The sequence below is a fragment of the Methylomagnum ishizawai genome, assembly GCF_019670005.1.
In the GTDB taxonomy this organism is placed as follows: Bacteria; Pseudomonadota; Gammaproteobacteria; order Methylococcales; family Methylococcaceae; genus Methylomagnum; species Methylomagnum ishizawai.
On record NZ_AP019783.1, the window covers coordinates 2,956,934 to 2,971,447 of the forward strand.

A 14,514-nucleotide genomic window follows, 5' to 3' on the forward strand; every position below is an offset into this window, starting at 1 on the left:
TTTCCGCTGGTTCCCAAGCGGGGCTTGAGAGCCAGCGATCCCCGGCAGACTAAACTGAAAGGATTTATCCCTCGAAATCCCCCTCCCCCATCAGATCGAACACCAAAGTCACCGTCTTGCCGGTCTTGGTGTTGGTGGCGGTGAAGGTGGCCGCGCCGCCCTCCATCCCCACGCTCTCGATCTCGACCGGCGGATCGTCGTATTCCTCTTCCGGGATATCCAGTTCGTCCATCAAGGATTGGTTCTCCTCGGCGCTGAGTTCCATATTGCCATCGTCGTCGATACGCATCGCTGCTGCTCCTTTGAATTCAAAAAACCGAGGATCGGGACCGGCCGCGCCTACCAGGAGCGCACGTCGCCGGTATCCAGATGCACGAAATCATGGCGTGGATAATAACCGACGCCGCCCTGTTGCAGCGCCAAACCCACCCGGTGGATGGTGTGGGTGTCCACGTCGGTCATGCGGATATCCACCGCCTTGCCCTCGATATGCATGGAATGCTCGGCCACGCCATGGCTGATCTTGCGGAGCCAGCTATTGGTTTCGGGCGAACGGTAGGCGGAAATGATCTTGAACGTGCCGTTGCTGCCGGTGAAGACCGACACGGCGAACAGGAGGTCCAACAAAGCCGGGTCCATGGGCCGCGACACCTCGGCGTGGTGGTCGCGCAGGAAATGGTTGAGGCGTTCCAGGAGGCGGGCATCGTATTGCTGCTCGGGACAGCACAGGATGTTCATCTCCTCGTCGGTATTCACATTGTGGAACGAGAGCAGGCGTTCGCGGCTGAAGCTCTTGGCGACGGCCTCGGCGGAGGGCAACAGCATCGCGCCGACGGCGGCGGCACCCGCCCGCTTGAGGAAACCGCGGCGCGACAGGCCACGGACCGGAAAATCCTGGCGGTCCAGGACGAGTTTGGATGGGTTGCTCACGGGAAGTCCTCTTCGATGGAAAAGAAGCAAGCGGTCTTCGCATAAGCATCGAGGAATTCTCCGTAGCCCCCTGACACAAGCGGGTGCGGTTGGGCGGGGAATTCTTCGATACTTGGGCGGGAAATATTTCCCTGGTCGAAAGCCGGGCACTTTACTTGGAAAGCCACGACAGGATCAACCTTTAATTGCGACGAACTACAAAGCACGAAACGCGCCACCCCGGAACCGGCCCACTGCGGACCCGCGATTCCTGGGATAGGCAAAAACAGCATGGAAAACAATGGATTGGCGGACAATCAGGCTATTTCCGCGATGGCGTCGAAATCCGGCACGGCGGGATGCCCCCCCGGAGCGGGCCGGGCCGGGCCGCGCACCAGCCAGCGGGTGGCGAATCCCGCCGCCCGGGCCGCGTCCAGTTCGGCGACGATATCGGACAGGAACAGGATCGCGCCGGGTTCCAGGCCGATCTGGCGGGCGATCGCCCGGTAGGAATCCGGCTCTTGCTTGGGGCCGGTGCGGGTATCGAAATAGCCCGAGAACAAGGGCGTCAAATCGCCGTATTCGGTATGGGCGAACAGCAGTTGCTGGGCCTGGACCGAGCCGGAGGAAAACACATACAGGGCCAAGCCCGCCGCGTGCCACTCCCTCAGCTTCCGTGCCGCGTCCGCGTAGACATGGCCGAAGAACGCGCCGGAACGATAGCCCTCCTCCCAGACCATGCCTTGCAGCGCCTTGAGCGGCGGGGCTTTGCGGTCCTCCGCGATCCAGGCCAAAAGCTGGGCGATGGCCCGCTCGCCCTCCGCCGCGAAACCGCCCAACGCACTGGTTTCGTCCAGCAAACGCACCACTTCGGGATCGCCGCCATGGGCGCGGACGAACCCCGGCAAGCGTTCGCGGGCATAGGGGAACAGCACATCCTTGACGAAGGACAGCGAGGAAGTCGTGCCTTCGATATCGGTGAGGATCGCCTTAATCATGCGTAGGCGGCCAGATATTGCTCGAACTTGGGGAAGCTTGCGGCGATGGCCGAGCCGGTGAAATTGGCGACCCAGCCCTCGGGCGTGGCGAACAGGCGGATGCACTTGAAGGCGGGATTTTCGCCCATGTCGAACCAGTGCTGGATGTTGTCCGGCACGCTGATGAGGTCGCCCTGTTCGCATAGCACGGCGTAGACCTTGCCCTCGGCGTGCAGGTAGAACAGTCCCCGGCCCTCGACGAAGAAGCGCACCTCGAAATCGTCGTGGGTGTGTTCGCTGAGGAATTTGGCGCGGAGTTCATCTTTCTGCGGATGGTCGGGTTTGAGGCTGACCACATCGACCGAATGGAATTCGTAGCGGTCGATCAGCCGGTCGATGGATTTGCGGTAGGCGGCGATCACCGTGTCCTGATCGGCCTCGTGGGAGAATTCATGCTCGGCCCGCCAGCGCTCGAACAGGACGCCGATTTCCCACAGCCGTTCGGCCATGAGGTCGGGGTCGGTGATGCGTTCGGCCTGGGCCGGGTTGTCGGCGGGGTGTATGGTGAGTACGCTCATAGGGTTTTGACTCCGTGCAAGCGGATTTCGAGATCGAACAGGAATTCCAAAGCCTCGACATGGCGCAGGGCGTCGGCGACCGAGTCGCCCCAGGTATAGAAACCATGCCCGGCGATGATGTAGCCATAAATATCGCCGTGCAGTTCCAGGTATTCCTCGACCCGGAGGGCCAAGCGGGGGATGTTCTGGTCGTTGGGGAAGATCGGGATGGCGATGCGGCTTTCGTGGGTGGAAATCCCGGCCAGCGCCTTCAGCAACTCATAATCCTCCAGCACCACCTCATCGCGGAACAGCCGGGACACCAGGGTGGCGCTGGGACCGTGCGGATGCAGCACCGCGCCGACTGCCGGGTAGCGGCGGTAGAGCGAGGTATGCAGCAGGGTTTCGGCGGAGGGCCTCTTGCCGTCGAGGGAACGGCCCTCGGCGTCGATCAGCATGATGTCGTCCGGGGTGAGTTGGCCCTTGTGGCGGCCCGAGACGGTGATGGCGATGCGGCCATCGGCCAGGCGGGCGGAGAAATTGCCGCTGGTGGCGGGTGCCCAGCCCTTGCCGTGGATGAAACGGCCGGCCTCGATGATCTCGTCGGCGCGGCGCTGGAATTCGTCGTTCATGGATTGCCGGTAGCGCTGAGAAACACCGCATTGTAGTCGCCGCCAGGGGATGGCTCAATGCGAAACGGTGCTGAGCTTATCGCGGAAGCCCCGCCGCCCCGCCCTTCACAAGGCACCGCCCGGCTTCGGCAAGGATTCCAGGGAGCCATCGAATGGCGGCAAACCCGCTTTTCGCCGGTCGTCGAACCAGTGGTCGCCGATTTCGCGGACGGTATCCAAACCGGGCGCGTCCACGCCGACCAGCCGGTTCCCCACCAAGGCGATGGGTCCGAGTTCCCGCCCCCGCAACAACGATTTCCGCCAGCGCCCGCCAGCGTCGAACACCACCCAGTTATCCTCCAGCGTGAGCGAATGGCCCCCGGCCAACATCCGCCCCGGTTCCAAGCCCAGCCCGATCATGTCGTTGTTATCCGAATGCGGTCCTTGTTGGATCACGCTGCGCCGCACCACGAGGTTGCCGCCGCCATAGGCGTCGATGGCGCGGGAATTATGGCCGTCCAGGGCGGCGAGGACGCTATCCTCGACCGTCAGTTGACCCAGGCCGGTCTTGAGGGTGTGGCCTTGGTGCTGGATCGACAGGATACGGGTGCGCCGGATCAGGGCCGCGTCGCCCCAAAGATAGAACCCATGCCCGAATTTGCCATGGGTCTGGCCGCCGCGATCCCCGATGAAGGTCGAATCCTCCACCGTCAAGCGCCCGCCGACCTGGCCCAACAATCCATCCTGCACCACATGGCAATGGATATCCCGGATCGTCAAATCGCGGGTGCCGGGATCGAGCCGGACGCAGGCCCCATTGCCGTCCTCGACCTCGGCCCCGGTGATCTCGAAACCTTCGATGACGATATTCGCCGCCGTCGTCACCAAGGGCGCCTTGCCCATGCACACCCCGCCCGCCAGATGGGCGCGCCGGCCATCGGCTCCGCGCAGCCCCTTGAGGACGAGCGGCTTGTCGAGGACCGCGCAATCGCCACGGGTCTCCGCCGCGACCCGGATTTCGCCGCCGGGCGCGACCTGCCGCACCGCGCTTTGCAAATCGCGGGCATCGCAGCCCTGGGCGCAGACGCTGAGGCTGGCGCGGGATGGCGGCGGCGCGGTTGGCGTGGGCGGTGGCACGGGCGCGGGCCGGGCCGCTTCGGTGCGGGGTTCGGGCGGGGACAGTCGCAGCAAGGCGGCTTCCAATTCACGCAGACGGCGCTCCTGCGCGGCCATCGCCTGCCGGAACTCCTGGCGCAGGGACTCGACCTGTTGCGCGACCTCGCCATTCCCCGGACAACCCGGCCCCGGCGCGGCTCCGGCCCCGCCCGCCACGCCGCCCAGGCACAACGCCAGACCCAGCGAGGTTCCGGCCCAGTCGCGGCTCATTGGCCACTGTGCCACAAGCGTTCCCCCAAACCCGAAGACGGGCGCGGCGGACTTTTGATCGCCCCGTCCAACACGGCGGGCAAACCGCGGATTTCGGCCTTGTGGCGGGCGCGGGTAATGGCGGTATAGACCAAGGGCCGATCCAACACCGGGCTTGCGGCCTCGGGCAGCAACAGCAAGACCTCGTCGAATTCCGAACCCTGGCTCTTATGCACGGTCATGGCGTACACGGTCTCATGTTCGGGCAACCGCCCCGGCGCGAAGCCGCGCACCCGGCCATCGGCGTCCTCGAAATACACCCGCAACTCCCCTTCCAGGAACAAGGCCACGCCGATATCGCCATTGAACAAGCGCAGGTCGTAATCGTTGCGGGTGACGATGACGGGCCGCCCGGCATACCAGCGGGTACCGGGCCATAGCCGCCGCTGTGCCCACAGCCGCTCCTCGAATTGCCGGTTCACGCCCCGCGCCCCGCGTCCGCCCTCGCGATGGGCGGTCAGCACGCGGAAGCGGTCGAAGGCCCGCAAGGTTTCCCGCGGCCCGGCCTCGGCGTCCACCGCCGCGAAATACGCGGCGTAGCCCTGCGCCATGCGCTCGGCCAAGTCCTGCACCTGTTTGCCGCGTTCGCGCACGAAAACCAGATCGGCATGGCCGCCCTTGTTCAACAAATCCAGCACGGGCTTGGGGCGGCCTTCGTTGACCAAGCGGGCCAGGGCGCCGATACCGCTGTCCTCGCGGAAACGATGGCTATGGGTCAGCAGGGCCACGCAATTGGAAAGCGCCGGGGGGAACATATCGCTGCTAGCGACCGGCACGCCCGACGCCTCGCGCAGCCGCGCGACGAAATCCAGGCCATAGCCCTGGCTGGCGCAAAGGTCGCCGAACACCGAACCCGCTTCCACCGCCGCGAGTTGGTCCTTGTCGCCCAAGAGGATCAAGCGGGCGTGTTCCGGCAGGGCATCGACCAGCTTCGCCATCAGGGCGAGGTCGATCATCGAGGCTTCGTCCACCACGGCCACATCGATGGGCAGGGGGTTGTCGCGATGATGGCGGAAATACACCGAATCGGGCCGCGCCCCCAGCAAGCGGTGCAAGGTGCAGGCGGTGTCGGGGATGGCGGCGCGGAGGGCGTCGGGGCAATCCAGCCTTTGCTTTTGGTTGCGGATGGCTTCCTGCACCCTGGCGGCGGCTTTGCCGGTGGGGGCGGCGAGGGCGATGCGCAAGGGCCGCGCCCCGGCCTGGGCTTGCAAGGCGGCGAGGATGCGCACCACGGTCGAGGTCTTGCCGGTGCCCGGCCCCCCCGAAATCACGCAGAACCGCCGCAGCACCGCCACCGCCGCCGCCAATTTCTGGCGGTCGGGGATTTCCCGGTTATGGGCGAACAAGCGGTCGAGATCGGCCCGGAGGCGCGGGAGGTCGATGCCTTCCGCGGGACTTTCGGCCAAATCCAACAACCGCACGGCCAGTTTGCGCTCGTAATTCCAATAGCGGGCCAGATAGAGGCGCGAACCCGTATCGAGGATCAAGGGCGCGAACTGGCCGGGCGGGCCGACCAGGCGCGAGCGTCCCAGCCGCGCCTGCCACTCGGCGAGGGCGGGCAGTTCGACCGGATCGGTCCCATCCTCGGGCAGGATCGTGGTACCGGCATAATCGGCGAGGCGCAGGCAGACCTGGCCCCCGGCCACCGCCAGACAGGCCAGCCGCACGGCCCAGGCCACCGCCGGATCGTCCTCGCCGCCCAAACGGCACAGATAGGCGGCGAATTGCCGGCCCAGGGGTGAAACCTCCGGCACGGGCGGCGGGACGGCGGGTTTGGTGGCGGGGGTTTCGGCACTCATGGCACACTCGGCGGGAAGATTGGGATGCGGAATGATAGGCCGAAACCCCGCCTCAACCACAACCGCCCACCATCACCCTGACCTGTCGGCTCGCGCCATAAAACCGGCCCCCGGCTTCGGCGATGGCCAGCACCGGACCGGAGGCGTTGAGCTTGACCCGGAGCGAGGCGTAACCGTCCGTGCCGGGCTCGAAATCGAAGCGGGCCAACAGCGGCCCCGGATTGTTCTCGGCGAAGATGAACAACCGCGTGGTATCGGGCAGGCGGCTTTCGACCGTGACCGGCACGATGGCCCCGTTCTCGGCCAGGGACGGAACCTCCAAACCGACCGCCGGGGATTCGGTCCAATCGCGCCCGCCCAAGGCCGCGGCCAAAGCCGCCTGGAACGCCCCGGATGGCGGGCCGCCCGCCCCGGCGGGGGCCGACCGCGCCGCCCGCCCGACCGCCAGCGCCGCCGCCCAGCCCGCCATCCACCGCAAAAACCCCCGCCGCGTACCGGCCCCGTCCAACGCTTGCATCGTCATGTCCACTCCTTAAAATTTCCGCCAAACCGCGTTCATCCGGCCCCGCCCGCCTGGGAAAAACCGATTGTCTTGTATACTTGCCCCGCCTATCGTACCGTCCGCCCCAAGGCCCATGAACCCCACCCGCCCCGGTCCGCAAGCACCACGGCGGGCTTATACTTAACCTTCCAAACCGCAGCCCATCCAAGGTAAGCCTATGAGTCTATGGAAAAAATTGCTAAAAATCGGTCGGACGGAACCCGCCAAGCCAGAACCGGAACCCACAGCGGAAGCCACCCCGTCCGCCGCGCCCTCCGATCCGGCCCCCACCGATCCACCGGAAGCGGAAGCCCTCATCCAGGAACCCGAAACCGAAACGGAACCCACGGCGGCGGAAGAGGAAACCGAAGACACGGTCGAAGACCCCACCGGGCCACGGCGCGGCGCGAAAACCAGGGAATCCGACGCGGTCCTCGCCCAACGCGAAGCCCTCAGGCGATCCCCCGACCCGGCCGGCTTCGCCCAACTGGCCCGGCTGCTGATCGAGGACAAAGCCCCCCAGACCGCGCTCGCGGAGACCGTGCGGGGCTTGGCGCAATACCCGGATTCCACCGAACTCCTCGCGCTCAAGGGCGACATCCACCTGGGGATCAAACAATGGGCCGAAGCCGACGCCGCCTTCCGCCAAGCCCTGGCGCAAGCCCCCGAGTGGCCCGCCGCCCTGTGCGGCCTCGCCCGGCTGGCGGAAAAGGCCAAGGACTGGGAACAAGCCCTGGCCCGCTGGCAAACCTGCCAACAGCACCATCCCGACCACCCCGACGCCGCCGACTGGCGGGCCGCCGAGGTGCGGGCGCTGATCCGGCTAGGACGCCATGAAGCGGCGGAAACCCTAGCCGCCGCACTGGCCGCAAGCGATCCCAACCGGGCGGCCGGCCCTGTCGCCCTCGCCCAAACCGCCAGCGCCCGCCAGGATTGGGAGGCCGCCATCCCGCTTTGGCAAACCTGCCTGGAACGCTTCCCGGACCATGGCGACGCCGCCGATTGGCGGGTCGAACTGGCGGCGGCCCTGGTCCAAGCCGGTCGCCATGGCGCGGCGAAACAGCATTACCGGACCCTGGTGGACCAAAACAGCCACCTGCTGGAGGCCTACGAAGGCTTGGCCACCATCGCCGAGGCGCAAGACCAAGCCGACAAGGCCATCGACCGCTATCAGGATTGCCTCGCCCTGCGGCCCAAGCATCCCAAGGCCAAGCGCTGGCGGTTCAAGATCGGCAATCTGCTGATGAAGCTCGGCAAGCTCGAAGCGGCGGAATGCGAATTCCAAGCCCTGGCCGACCAATACCCCGGCGAAGCCCTGGGCGAGAAAGGCTTGCAAAGAATCGCCAAACTGCGCAGCCGGCCCACCAAGCCAGCGGCGAAGGCGGAATAGGCGCTCCCCGCCCCGCGGACTCCAAGGAATCCGCGGGCCGGCCCGCGCCCCCCGCCGCGGTTTTTCCCCAAGGCCAAGAACCCAGCCATGGAACGCCTCTACCATCGCTTCTTCGACGCCCTGCCGATCCGCTTCCCGCACAGCGACGAAGACCTGCATCTGCTGACCCCGGAGGAACTGCGGCGGGTGCGCCGCACCGAACGCCGGGCCATGGCGGCGGCGGTCCTGATCGAACTCGTGGCCTATCTCGCGATCTTCCTGCCGATCTACGCCTTCCCGGATGTCTTCGAAGGCCCAGCCGGGCGCATCGGCGGGCCGTTCCTACACCTCGGGAACGGCATCCACTGGGAGCGCGGCCTCTGGATGCTGGGCGTGACCCTGTTGGAATTGTACGCGCTACTGCTCCTGAATCTCGCGGCGGTCCACGGCATCGCGGTGGCGACCGGCTATATCCGGCGCGATCAGCGGGCCGGGGAAACCCACGGCCTGATCCGCATCGCCCTGGAACGGCGCTCGGGCGAGCAACGGGTCTACGGCATCGACCCGTTCGAGGGCTTGACGCCCTGGCTGGTCTATCTCTACCTGTTGTTCAACCGGCTCAAGGGCTTGATCGGCAGCGCCCTGGTGCGGGCGGCCTTGTCGAACCTGTTCGGGCGGGAGTTGCTGCGGGTCTACCTGGATTTCTCGGGGATGCCGATCTACATGGCGGTCAACGCCTACACCACCCACACCATCCTGCGCAACGCCAGGGTGGTGGTGATGGGGCAGACCTCCATCGACCTCATCGTGCGGCGCTTGCCGGAATTCCGGCCCGAGCCTACGGAACTGGGGCTGATCTACGATACCCTGCAATATATCGCGGTCAACAAGCGCGATTTCCACGCCAACCATTACCATCTCACCAAGGCCGTGGTCGAGTGGTTCGGCATCCCGGTCGAACCCTACCATCCCCTGCCGCCGGATTATCTCCAAAAGCTCAAGACGGCCCGCCCGCGGGTCGCCGATATCTGCCATCTCATCATCGTGCTGGGCTTCCTGCTGGACGGGCGCTTGTCCGGGCGGGAGCGCCGCCAACTGGCCCGGTTGCGGGAACTGGGGGTCTTGGATCTGGACGCGGCGGACTTGGAAGACTATCTGCGCGATAAAGACAATATCACACAAATCATTTTAAAATCAAAGACTTGCCAGTTTGCCGACAGCCTCAAAACCGCCCAAATCAGGCCGTTTTGAGGCAATTTTTTCACGAACGTGAAATGTATTTGAGAAGCGCCTAAGCCACCGTCTCCCGCACCTCGAAGGCCATCGAGAACCGCACCGGGTCCGGGCTTTCCAGCGGGTTGAGCGCCCGCATCCGTCCGATGAAGCTCCGCCCGGCCACGGTGCCCCAGTCCCACGCCACCACGAGTTCCCCGCCGATTCCGGCCACCCGCTGAATCTCAAGCGCTGCATCGGCCTCCCCATCCTCCAGATACGAAAATCCGATTTTCAATACCCGGTACAGACGCCGGAGATCGAAATATTCCGCCCCGCCCAAGGACTCTTCGACCACGGTCGGATCCTCGTACCCCAGGCTCCACCCGAAGTCGGGCGGGGTCGGCTCCCATTGCTGGCCGATGAACACCCGTCCGAATTCCAGGTAGCCCGCCGCGTTGTCCGGGTCCGCGAGATCGATCCGCCAGCACGGCAACCATGCCCCGTGGTCCGGCAGGACCACGGCCAGTCCCGGTGTCGCCCCATAATCGGCGACCACGGGCCACACCGGCCCCGTGCCGGAATCATAGATCGCCGTCGCATAACTGGAATCTTCATAGCCCCGGACCCGGATCGTACCGGTGTCCGTGAGGTTGTGCCCGGCCACCGCCACGAAGGTGACGTAGGGCAATCCCGAACCATTGGGTGGCAAGGTGATGTCCACCCGCCCGCCCGATAGGCCCGTGGTCCGCGCCCGCTTGCTCAAACGGCGGTCCTGGATGTTGCCCAAGGGCAAGGTGGCTTCATACGATCCGCCCGACACGGCGCAACGGTCGATCAGGTTTCTGTAACCCAGGATCAGGGCCATATTATCCCCACAAGGTCAATTCTATATTCCCGGTCCGGTAATCGGGCTGCAAGCCCAATACCCGGAATAATTTGCCGTCGCCATAACCGAACCGTGGATAGGTGATCTTCACCACATCCATCAAATCCACGGACAACAATTCCGCCAGCGAGGCATGGGCGGAAACCGTCAAGGTATCGCGGCGGGTACCGTATAGCGCCAGCCGCCGCCCGGCTTCGGTGCCCGCGTCCGCTTGATCCACGAACAGCCCATCGACGGTCAATACCCCGGCCAACGGATGCACGGTCTTGGTGGAGTTATTAGTGCCGGTGTATGTCCGATACTCCAAAGCGGCCCACGCCTTGCGGTAATTCGTGGAATCTGGGTCCATATTGGATTGTACGGTATAGTTCTTGCCGTAGTTCATGGCGATTTGATAATAGGGAATCCCGCGCCCGCTATCATTATTGCTCGATAGCTCAAGCGATGTAATATCCGTCGCCGATAGCTCCAAATCGGGCGTACCGGATGGAGCCGTGAGTATCCCCATCCGCAACCGGCCCAAGCGGTCGAAGCCATACCACGCCCCGACGCTATTGGCTATCGCATCCATCGCCGCGTCGATATTGGACGCATCTGACAACCAGATACCCAATTCCGCCGAATTATCCGCATCCATGGCGGTTATATCCTCATCGACAATATCCCCCGATGACAGGGTATCCGCCCGCAAGGCCAAGGCTTTCAGGATTTGCGCCGCCGTGCGGTCGCTGGTATCGCCTTGAACCGCATCGCACGTCACCTGCCCTTGCGGGCTGCTGCCCAAGCGGAAACAGCCGCCGCCCGGCCAAGCGCGGTAGGTGCCAGCGGCGGGCGCGGTGGCCTCCATATCCGCCTGTGAGGCGTAGTCCGCGCCCCTGGTGATCGCCACGCCATCGTCCCAAACCGGGTAGGCCGTGGCCGGGCCATCGTTGACTTGATAGATCAAGCGGGAAGCATTCGCCAGCGGCGGGGAAACATTCAGCGCATGCCCCCACAGCTTGGGCTTGAGGTTGCCTTTGATATCGTCGGTGCCTTCCAGTCCCGAGAGGTCCGCGTCCAGCGCCACGTAATCGACATGCACCTCTCCCCCCGGCTGATGGGTCAACGTGACCCGGCGCGAGCCGGTATCCTCCGTGAAAGCCACCGATGCCCCGTCAAGCCGCACCGCCGTGAAATCCAGGAGGGTCCCGGACGATTTGCCCCAGGTCAGGCCGGACACGTGGCTCATCGCCTCATCCGCCGTGGCCTGGAATCGCACTACGTCCGCCGTGACGGCAAGGCCGGTCAGATCGTCAAGGTCCACATCGGTTTGGGCCGGGTCCATGCCGGGCGGCACGGTAATCACCAAATCCGTCAGCGCCACCCCGCCGACCCGGACGGCTGCGACATATTGCCCGCTGAAATTAAGCGCGCATCGATAGGTGGACCCGGACACATGAGACGCGGACAGCCAATACGCGCTAGCATCCTCTGGCGAGTCATAGCGGTTGTACATGAGGAATTCGACCGCCAGCGGCAAGGGATGGGCGATAGTCACCGAACAGCCGGTTAAATCGGTAGTAGCCGCCGCCGTGGTGGACGCTATTTCGATATTGGATAGGGATTGCGCGTAAGCGCCACCATAGGCGTCCAAGCGGGCAAACGCGAATTTGGCGGTTCCGTCGCAGGTTCCGGTAAGATTGGCGGAACTGGCCGGGCCGATATAATCGGCCCGCACATCGAATGTGGACGCGGGCAAAGCGATGTCGCCGCTGTCCAAATCCACCGAATAGCCGGACACCGCATCGCCGTCATACCGTACCCCGCCGACCGAGATCAAGTCATGGTTCAGCGTCCAGGTCAGCCCGTCCTTCCAATCCGCCACGGCGGTACCGGATATTTCGACCGTCCTTGCGTTATTACCGGCATATTTCACGGTTTGGACCGGGACGGCCAGTTCCGCCATCCGGTCGCGGATACGCCAAGTTATCCGCGTCAATGAATATTCGGCTTGCTCCATGGTGCCGACAAATACCGTGGTGAATTCGGATAAGGGTTTATCGCCATATCCGGCCAAAATCCTGATTTGCCTGCCATCGAAAGCGTAATCCATGAGATAGTCCAAGTCGCCGGTATTGATGGCCTCGACTATCCCGAATCCCACCGTTGATTTCCCGCCCGTGGTTTTGTCGGAAAACACGTCGCGGCGCATAAGTCCGGGTTGCAATAACCGCGCTTCGTAATGGGTGTGCGGCGGATCGTCGGATGCGCCCGTGGTATAGCCGGACGTTGAAAGGCGAAGGACTATCGTTGAACCGGGTTTATAGCCGGTGATTTCCACCAGGTATTCGGTGATGGGCTGGGGCGGCGGGGGAGTTATCAAGTCCCGCACTGTAAGGCTGGCCGTGGCCGTCGATTCACAAGCCGCGCTACCGGATAGGGGTACGCCCACGGACAGAGCGGCGGTGGCGGTCGCTTCGCAGGATGCGCTACCGGCCAGCGGCGCGTCCACCGACAGGGTGGCGCTGGCCGTGGCTTCACAGGTGGCGCTACCGGATAGCGCCACGCCCACGGATAGGACGGCGCTGGCCATGGCTTCACAGGTGGCGCTCCCCGAGAGCGCCACGCCCCCCCCACCACCACCGCCAGCCACCGGCACGATAATGGTGCGGGGTGCGAGCAGTTGCCAGGGGTTGGCGCATAGGGCGGTCAAGTCGGTGTCGGATAGCGCCCGGCCCGCCCACATCGCCGCCAGCATGATCCGTGAGCCTGTAGATGAATAAAGGGGGTTTGGACCTAAAACCCATTTACTGCTCGACCCCAGCGCAAAACCGGATATTCCAGTCCCCCCCGACCATGTGGATATATCAAGCACCCCGTTATGCGCTATGGTCAATTCATTCGGACGCACCCGTAGCAACACCACGGACAGCTTATTCGCTACGGGGGCCAGGGAGGATGTCCTATAGGTGTCACTCCCAATGCCAGTATCCCTGATGATGCTGAAAACCGCGCCGCCGCTAGTAATCCCCATAACACGGTCGCAAGCGCCCGTATTACTGGCGTCTCCCGACGATTCCACCCCGCAAAACACTTGGGATGTAATTGCGGATGGGATGACAACCACCATCGTGGTTGATTCCTGCGGTCGGCGTTCATCGACAGGAAGCGATGGACTGGATAGGTAGGCGCTGGTACTCGTAATAAGGCATGGCCCATCGGCCAACAGCACGGGCGTGGTGGTGTCGTTCGCGGGCGTGAAATTACGCTGGACCGTGGGGCCGCAAACATAAGACAGCCCCGAGGCGAGGGAACTGCCCCAATCAACGGGCGCGGGCGCGGGGGGCACGGACACCCGTGGGTAGTTGAGGCGGGCCATATCCTAGGTCAGCTCTTGGTAATAGACCGAATTGCCGCTGCCGGACAACGCCGCCCCGGTTTCGTTTTTTGCGATGAGTTTGACGCTACGGAATGGCGTACATCCGAGCGCCGCCGCCAGCGAGAACACGCGGGTTTGCGCGGCGCTGCTCGTGTTGCATGGCAAATCCCCGATCAAGTGCAGGTTGGGTTCATCCGTTGTCGTGCTGCCCGAGGCGGGGCCGCTCTCGAAGTTGGTGCCGTCCAAGCTCAACTGCGCGAACAGCCGGACCCGCTTGTTGCCGGATACCGTGCCCGGCGTGCAGGTGAACTCGATATGCACGTCGTAGGGATTGTTGGCGCTGTTGTTGAGCGTGCCCAGTACGACATAGGTGCTGTTCGCCAGGGAGTTGTGCGCCGAGGTGGTCAGCGAGGTGCGCGTGCCGTAGGTCATGCCGCCCCCTTAATTATCGATCTGGATCGAGAGCGACCCGATGGCGATGGAGGGCGCGGAATTGGTCGAAAGCACCGTTTGGGCCGTGTCCAACGCGCCCCAGAACAGCATGTTGCCGCTGGAACTGGCATCGAAGATCGCGAAGTAGCCGAAGCTGGACCCGCCATTCCAATGCCCACCTGACGGCGCGGGGAAGGTGATCGCGGTCCCGTTGGCGACGGTGCCGTTGTTGCCGGTGGGACCGGCCCAGTTGGTCGAGTTGCAGGTCACACCGACACGGGCGTAGCCGTTGCCGGATAGCTCGGTGAAGGAACCATCCGCGCCCGCCGTGCCCAGGGCGACGTAGACGGTGGTGGGGCCGGTATAAGCCGAATTCTGGAAGATATGGGCCAATAGCGCGGCCTCAAGATAATTACTCATCGCGGACATATAAAT

The 14,514-nt window shown here is 64.3% G+C and carries 15 protein-coding genes; 2 read left to right on the forward strand and 13 right to left on the reverse strand.

Annotated elements, in window-relative coordinates:
* Nucleotides 1-64 precede the first annotated feature (64 nt).
* The 9 genes from K5658_RS13430 to K5658_RS13470 form a co-directional block, all read right to left on the reverse strand.
* Nucleotides 65-289 (reverse strand): hypothetical protein, encoded by a 225-nt coding sequence (locus K5658_RS13430; RefSeq protein WP_221063636.1) that lies wholly within the window; start codon nucleotides 287-289, stop codon nucleotides 65-67.
* A 50-nt stretch (nucleotides 290-339) separates the two neighbouring features.
* Nucleotides 340-930: a YcbK family protein gene (locus tag K5658_RS13435; RefSeq protein WP_246628445.1), complete on the reverse strand. Its 591-nt coding sequence runs from the start codon at nucleotides 928-930 to the stop codon at nucleotides 340-342.
* Entirely contained in the window at nucleotides 927-1,226 is a 300-nt protein-coding gene (locus tag K5658_RS13440) for a hypothetical protein (protein ID WP_221063637.1), read from the reverse strand. Before K5658_RS13440 ends, K5658_RS13435 begins: the two co-directional genes overlap by 4 nt.
* Entirely contained in the window at nucleotides 1,227-1,907 is a 681-nt protein-coding gene (mtnC, locus tag K5658_RS13445; protein WP_221063638.1) for an acireductone synthase, read from the reverse strand.
* Nucleotides 1,904-2,464 carry a 1,2-dihydroxy-3-keto-5-methylthiopentene dioxygenase gene (locus tag K5658_RS13450; RefSeq protein ID WP_221063639.1) on the reverse strand — a complete coding sequence of 187 codons (561 nt, stop codon included), beginning with the start codon at nucleotides 2,462-2,464 and terminating at the stop codon, nucleotides 1,904-1,906. The genes mtnC and K5658_RS13450 overlap by 4 nt, the downstream gene beginning before the upstream one ends.
* Nucleotides 2,461-3,075, reverse strand: a complete 615-nt coding sequence (locus tag K5658_RS13455) for a methylthioribulose 1-phosphate dehydratase (protein ID WP_221063640.1) — start codon at nucleotides 3,073-3,075, stop codon at nucleotides 2,461-2,463. Before K5658_RS13455 ends, K5658_RS13450 begins: the two co-directional genes overlap by 4 nt.
* A 105-nt stretch (nucleotides 3,076-3,180) precedes the next feature.
* Nucleotides 3,181-4,455: a right-handed parallel beta-helix repeat-containing protein gene (locus K5658_RS13460; RefSeq protein ID WP_221063641.1), complete on the reverse strand. Its 1,275-nt coding sequence runs from the start codon at nucleotides 4,453-4,455 to the stop codon at nucleotides 3,181-3,183.
* Nucleotides 4,437-6,278: an exodeoxyribonuclease V subunit alpha gene (gene recD / locus K5658_RS13465; protein WP_221063642.1), complete on the reverse strand. Its 1,842-nt coding sequence runs from the start codon at nucleotides 6,276-6,278 to the stop codon at nucleotides 4,437-4,439. Before recD ends, K5658_RS13460 begins: the two co-directional genes overlap by 19 nt.
* 52 nt (nucleotides 6,279-6,330) lie before the next feature.
* On the reverse strand, nucleotides 6,331-6,801 hold the full coding sequence (locus tag K5658_RS13470) for a thiosulfate oxidation carrier protein SoxY (RefSeq protein WP_221063643.1): 471 nt from the start codon (nucleotides 6,799-6,801) through the stop codon (nucleotides 6,331-6,333).
* 196 nt (nucleotides 6,802-6,997) lie between these two features.
* On the opposite strand from K5658_RS13470, the gene K5658_RS13475 reads away from it, so the two are divergent.
* Nucleotides 6,998-8,209 (forward strand): tetratricopeptide repeat protein, encoded by a 1,212-nt coding sequence (locus tag K5658_RS13475; RefSeq protein WP_221063644.1) that lies wholly within the window; start codon nucleotides 6,998-7,000, stop codon nucleotides 8,207-8,209.
* Between the two features lie 87 nt (nucleotides 8,210-8,296).
* The gene (locus K5658_RS13480; RefSeq protein ID WP_221063645.1) at nucleotides 8,297-9,439 is read left to right on the forward strand and encodes an LBF_2804 family protein; all 1,143 of its coding nucleotides are present in this window, start codon (nucleotides 8,297-8,299) and stop codon (nucleotides 9,437-9,439) included.
* Between the two features lie 40 nt (nucleotides 9,440-9,479).
* On the opposite strand, the gene K5658_RS13485 is transcribed toward K5658_RS13480, so the two are convergent.
* From K5658_RS13485 to K5658_RS13500, 4 genes are all read right to left on the reverse strand, one after another.
* Nucleotides 9,480-10,268 (reverse strand): hypothetical protein, encoded by a 789-nt coding sequence (locus K5658_RS13485; protein WP_221063646.1) that lies wholly within the window; start codon nucleotides 10,266-10,268, stop codon nucleotides 9,480-9,482.
* 1 nt (nucleotide 10,269) lies between these two features.
* Complete coding sequence (locus K5658_RS13490; protein WP_221063647.1) at nucleotides 10,270-13,026, reverse strand: hypothetical protein; 2,757 nt, start codon at nucleotides 13,024-13,026, stop codon at nucleotides 10,270-10,272.
* Nucleotides 13,027-13,650: 624 nt separating this feature from the next.
* Nucleotides 13,651-14,079, reverse strand: coding sequence for a hypothetical protein (locus tag K5658_RS13495; RefSeq protein ID WP_221063648.1), 429 nt, complete (start codon nucleotides 14,077-14,079; stop codon nucleotides 13,651-13,653).
* Between the two features lie 9 nt (nucleotides 14,080-14,088).
* Nucleotides 14,089-14,499: a phage tail fiber protein gene (locus tag K5658_RS13500; RefSeq protein WP_221063649.1), complete on the reverse strand. Its 411-nt coding sequence runs from the start codon at nucleotides 14,497-14,499 to the stop codon at nucleotides 14,089-14,091.
* Nucleotides 14,500-14,514 lie beyond the last annotated feature (15 nt).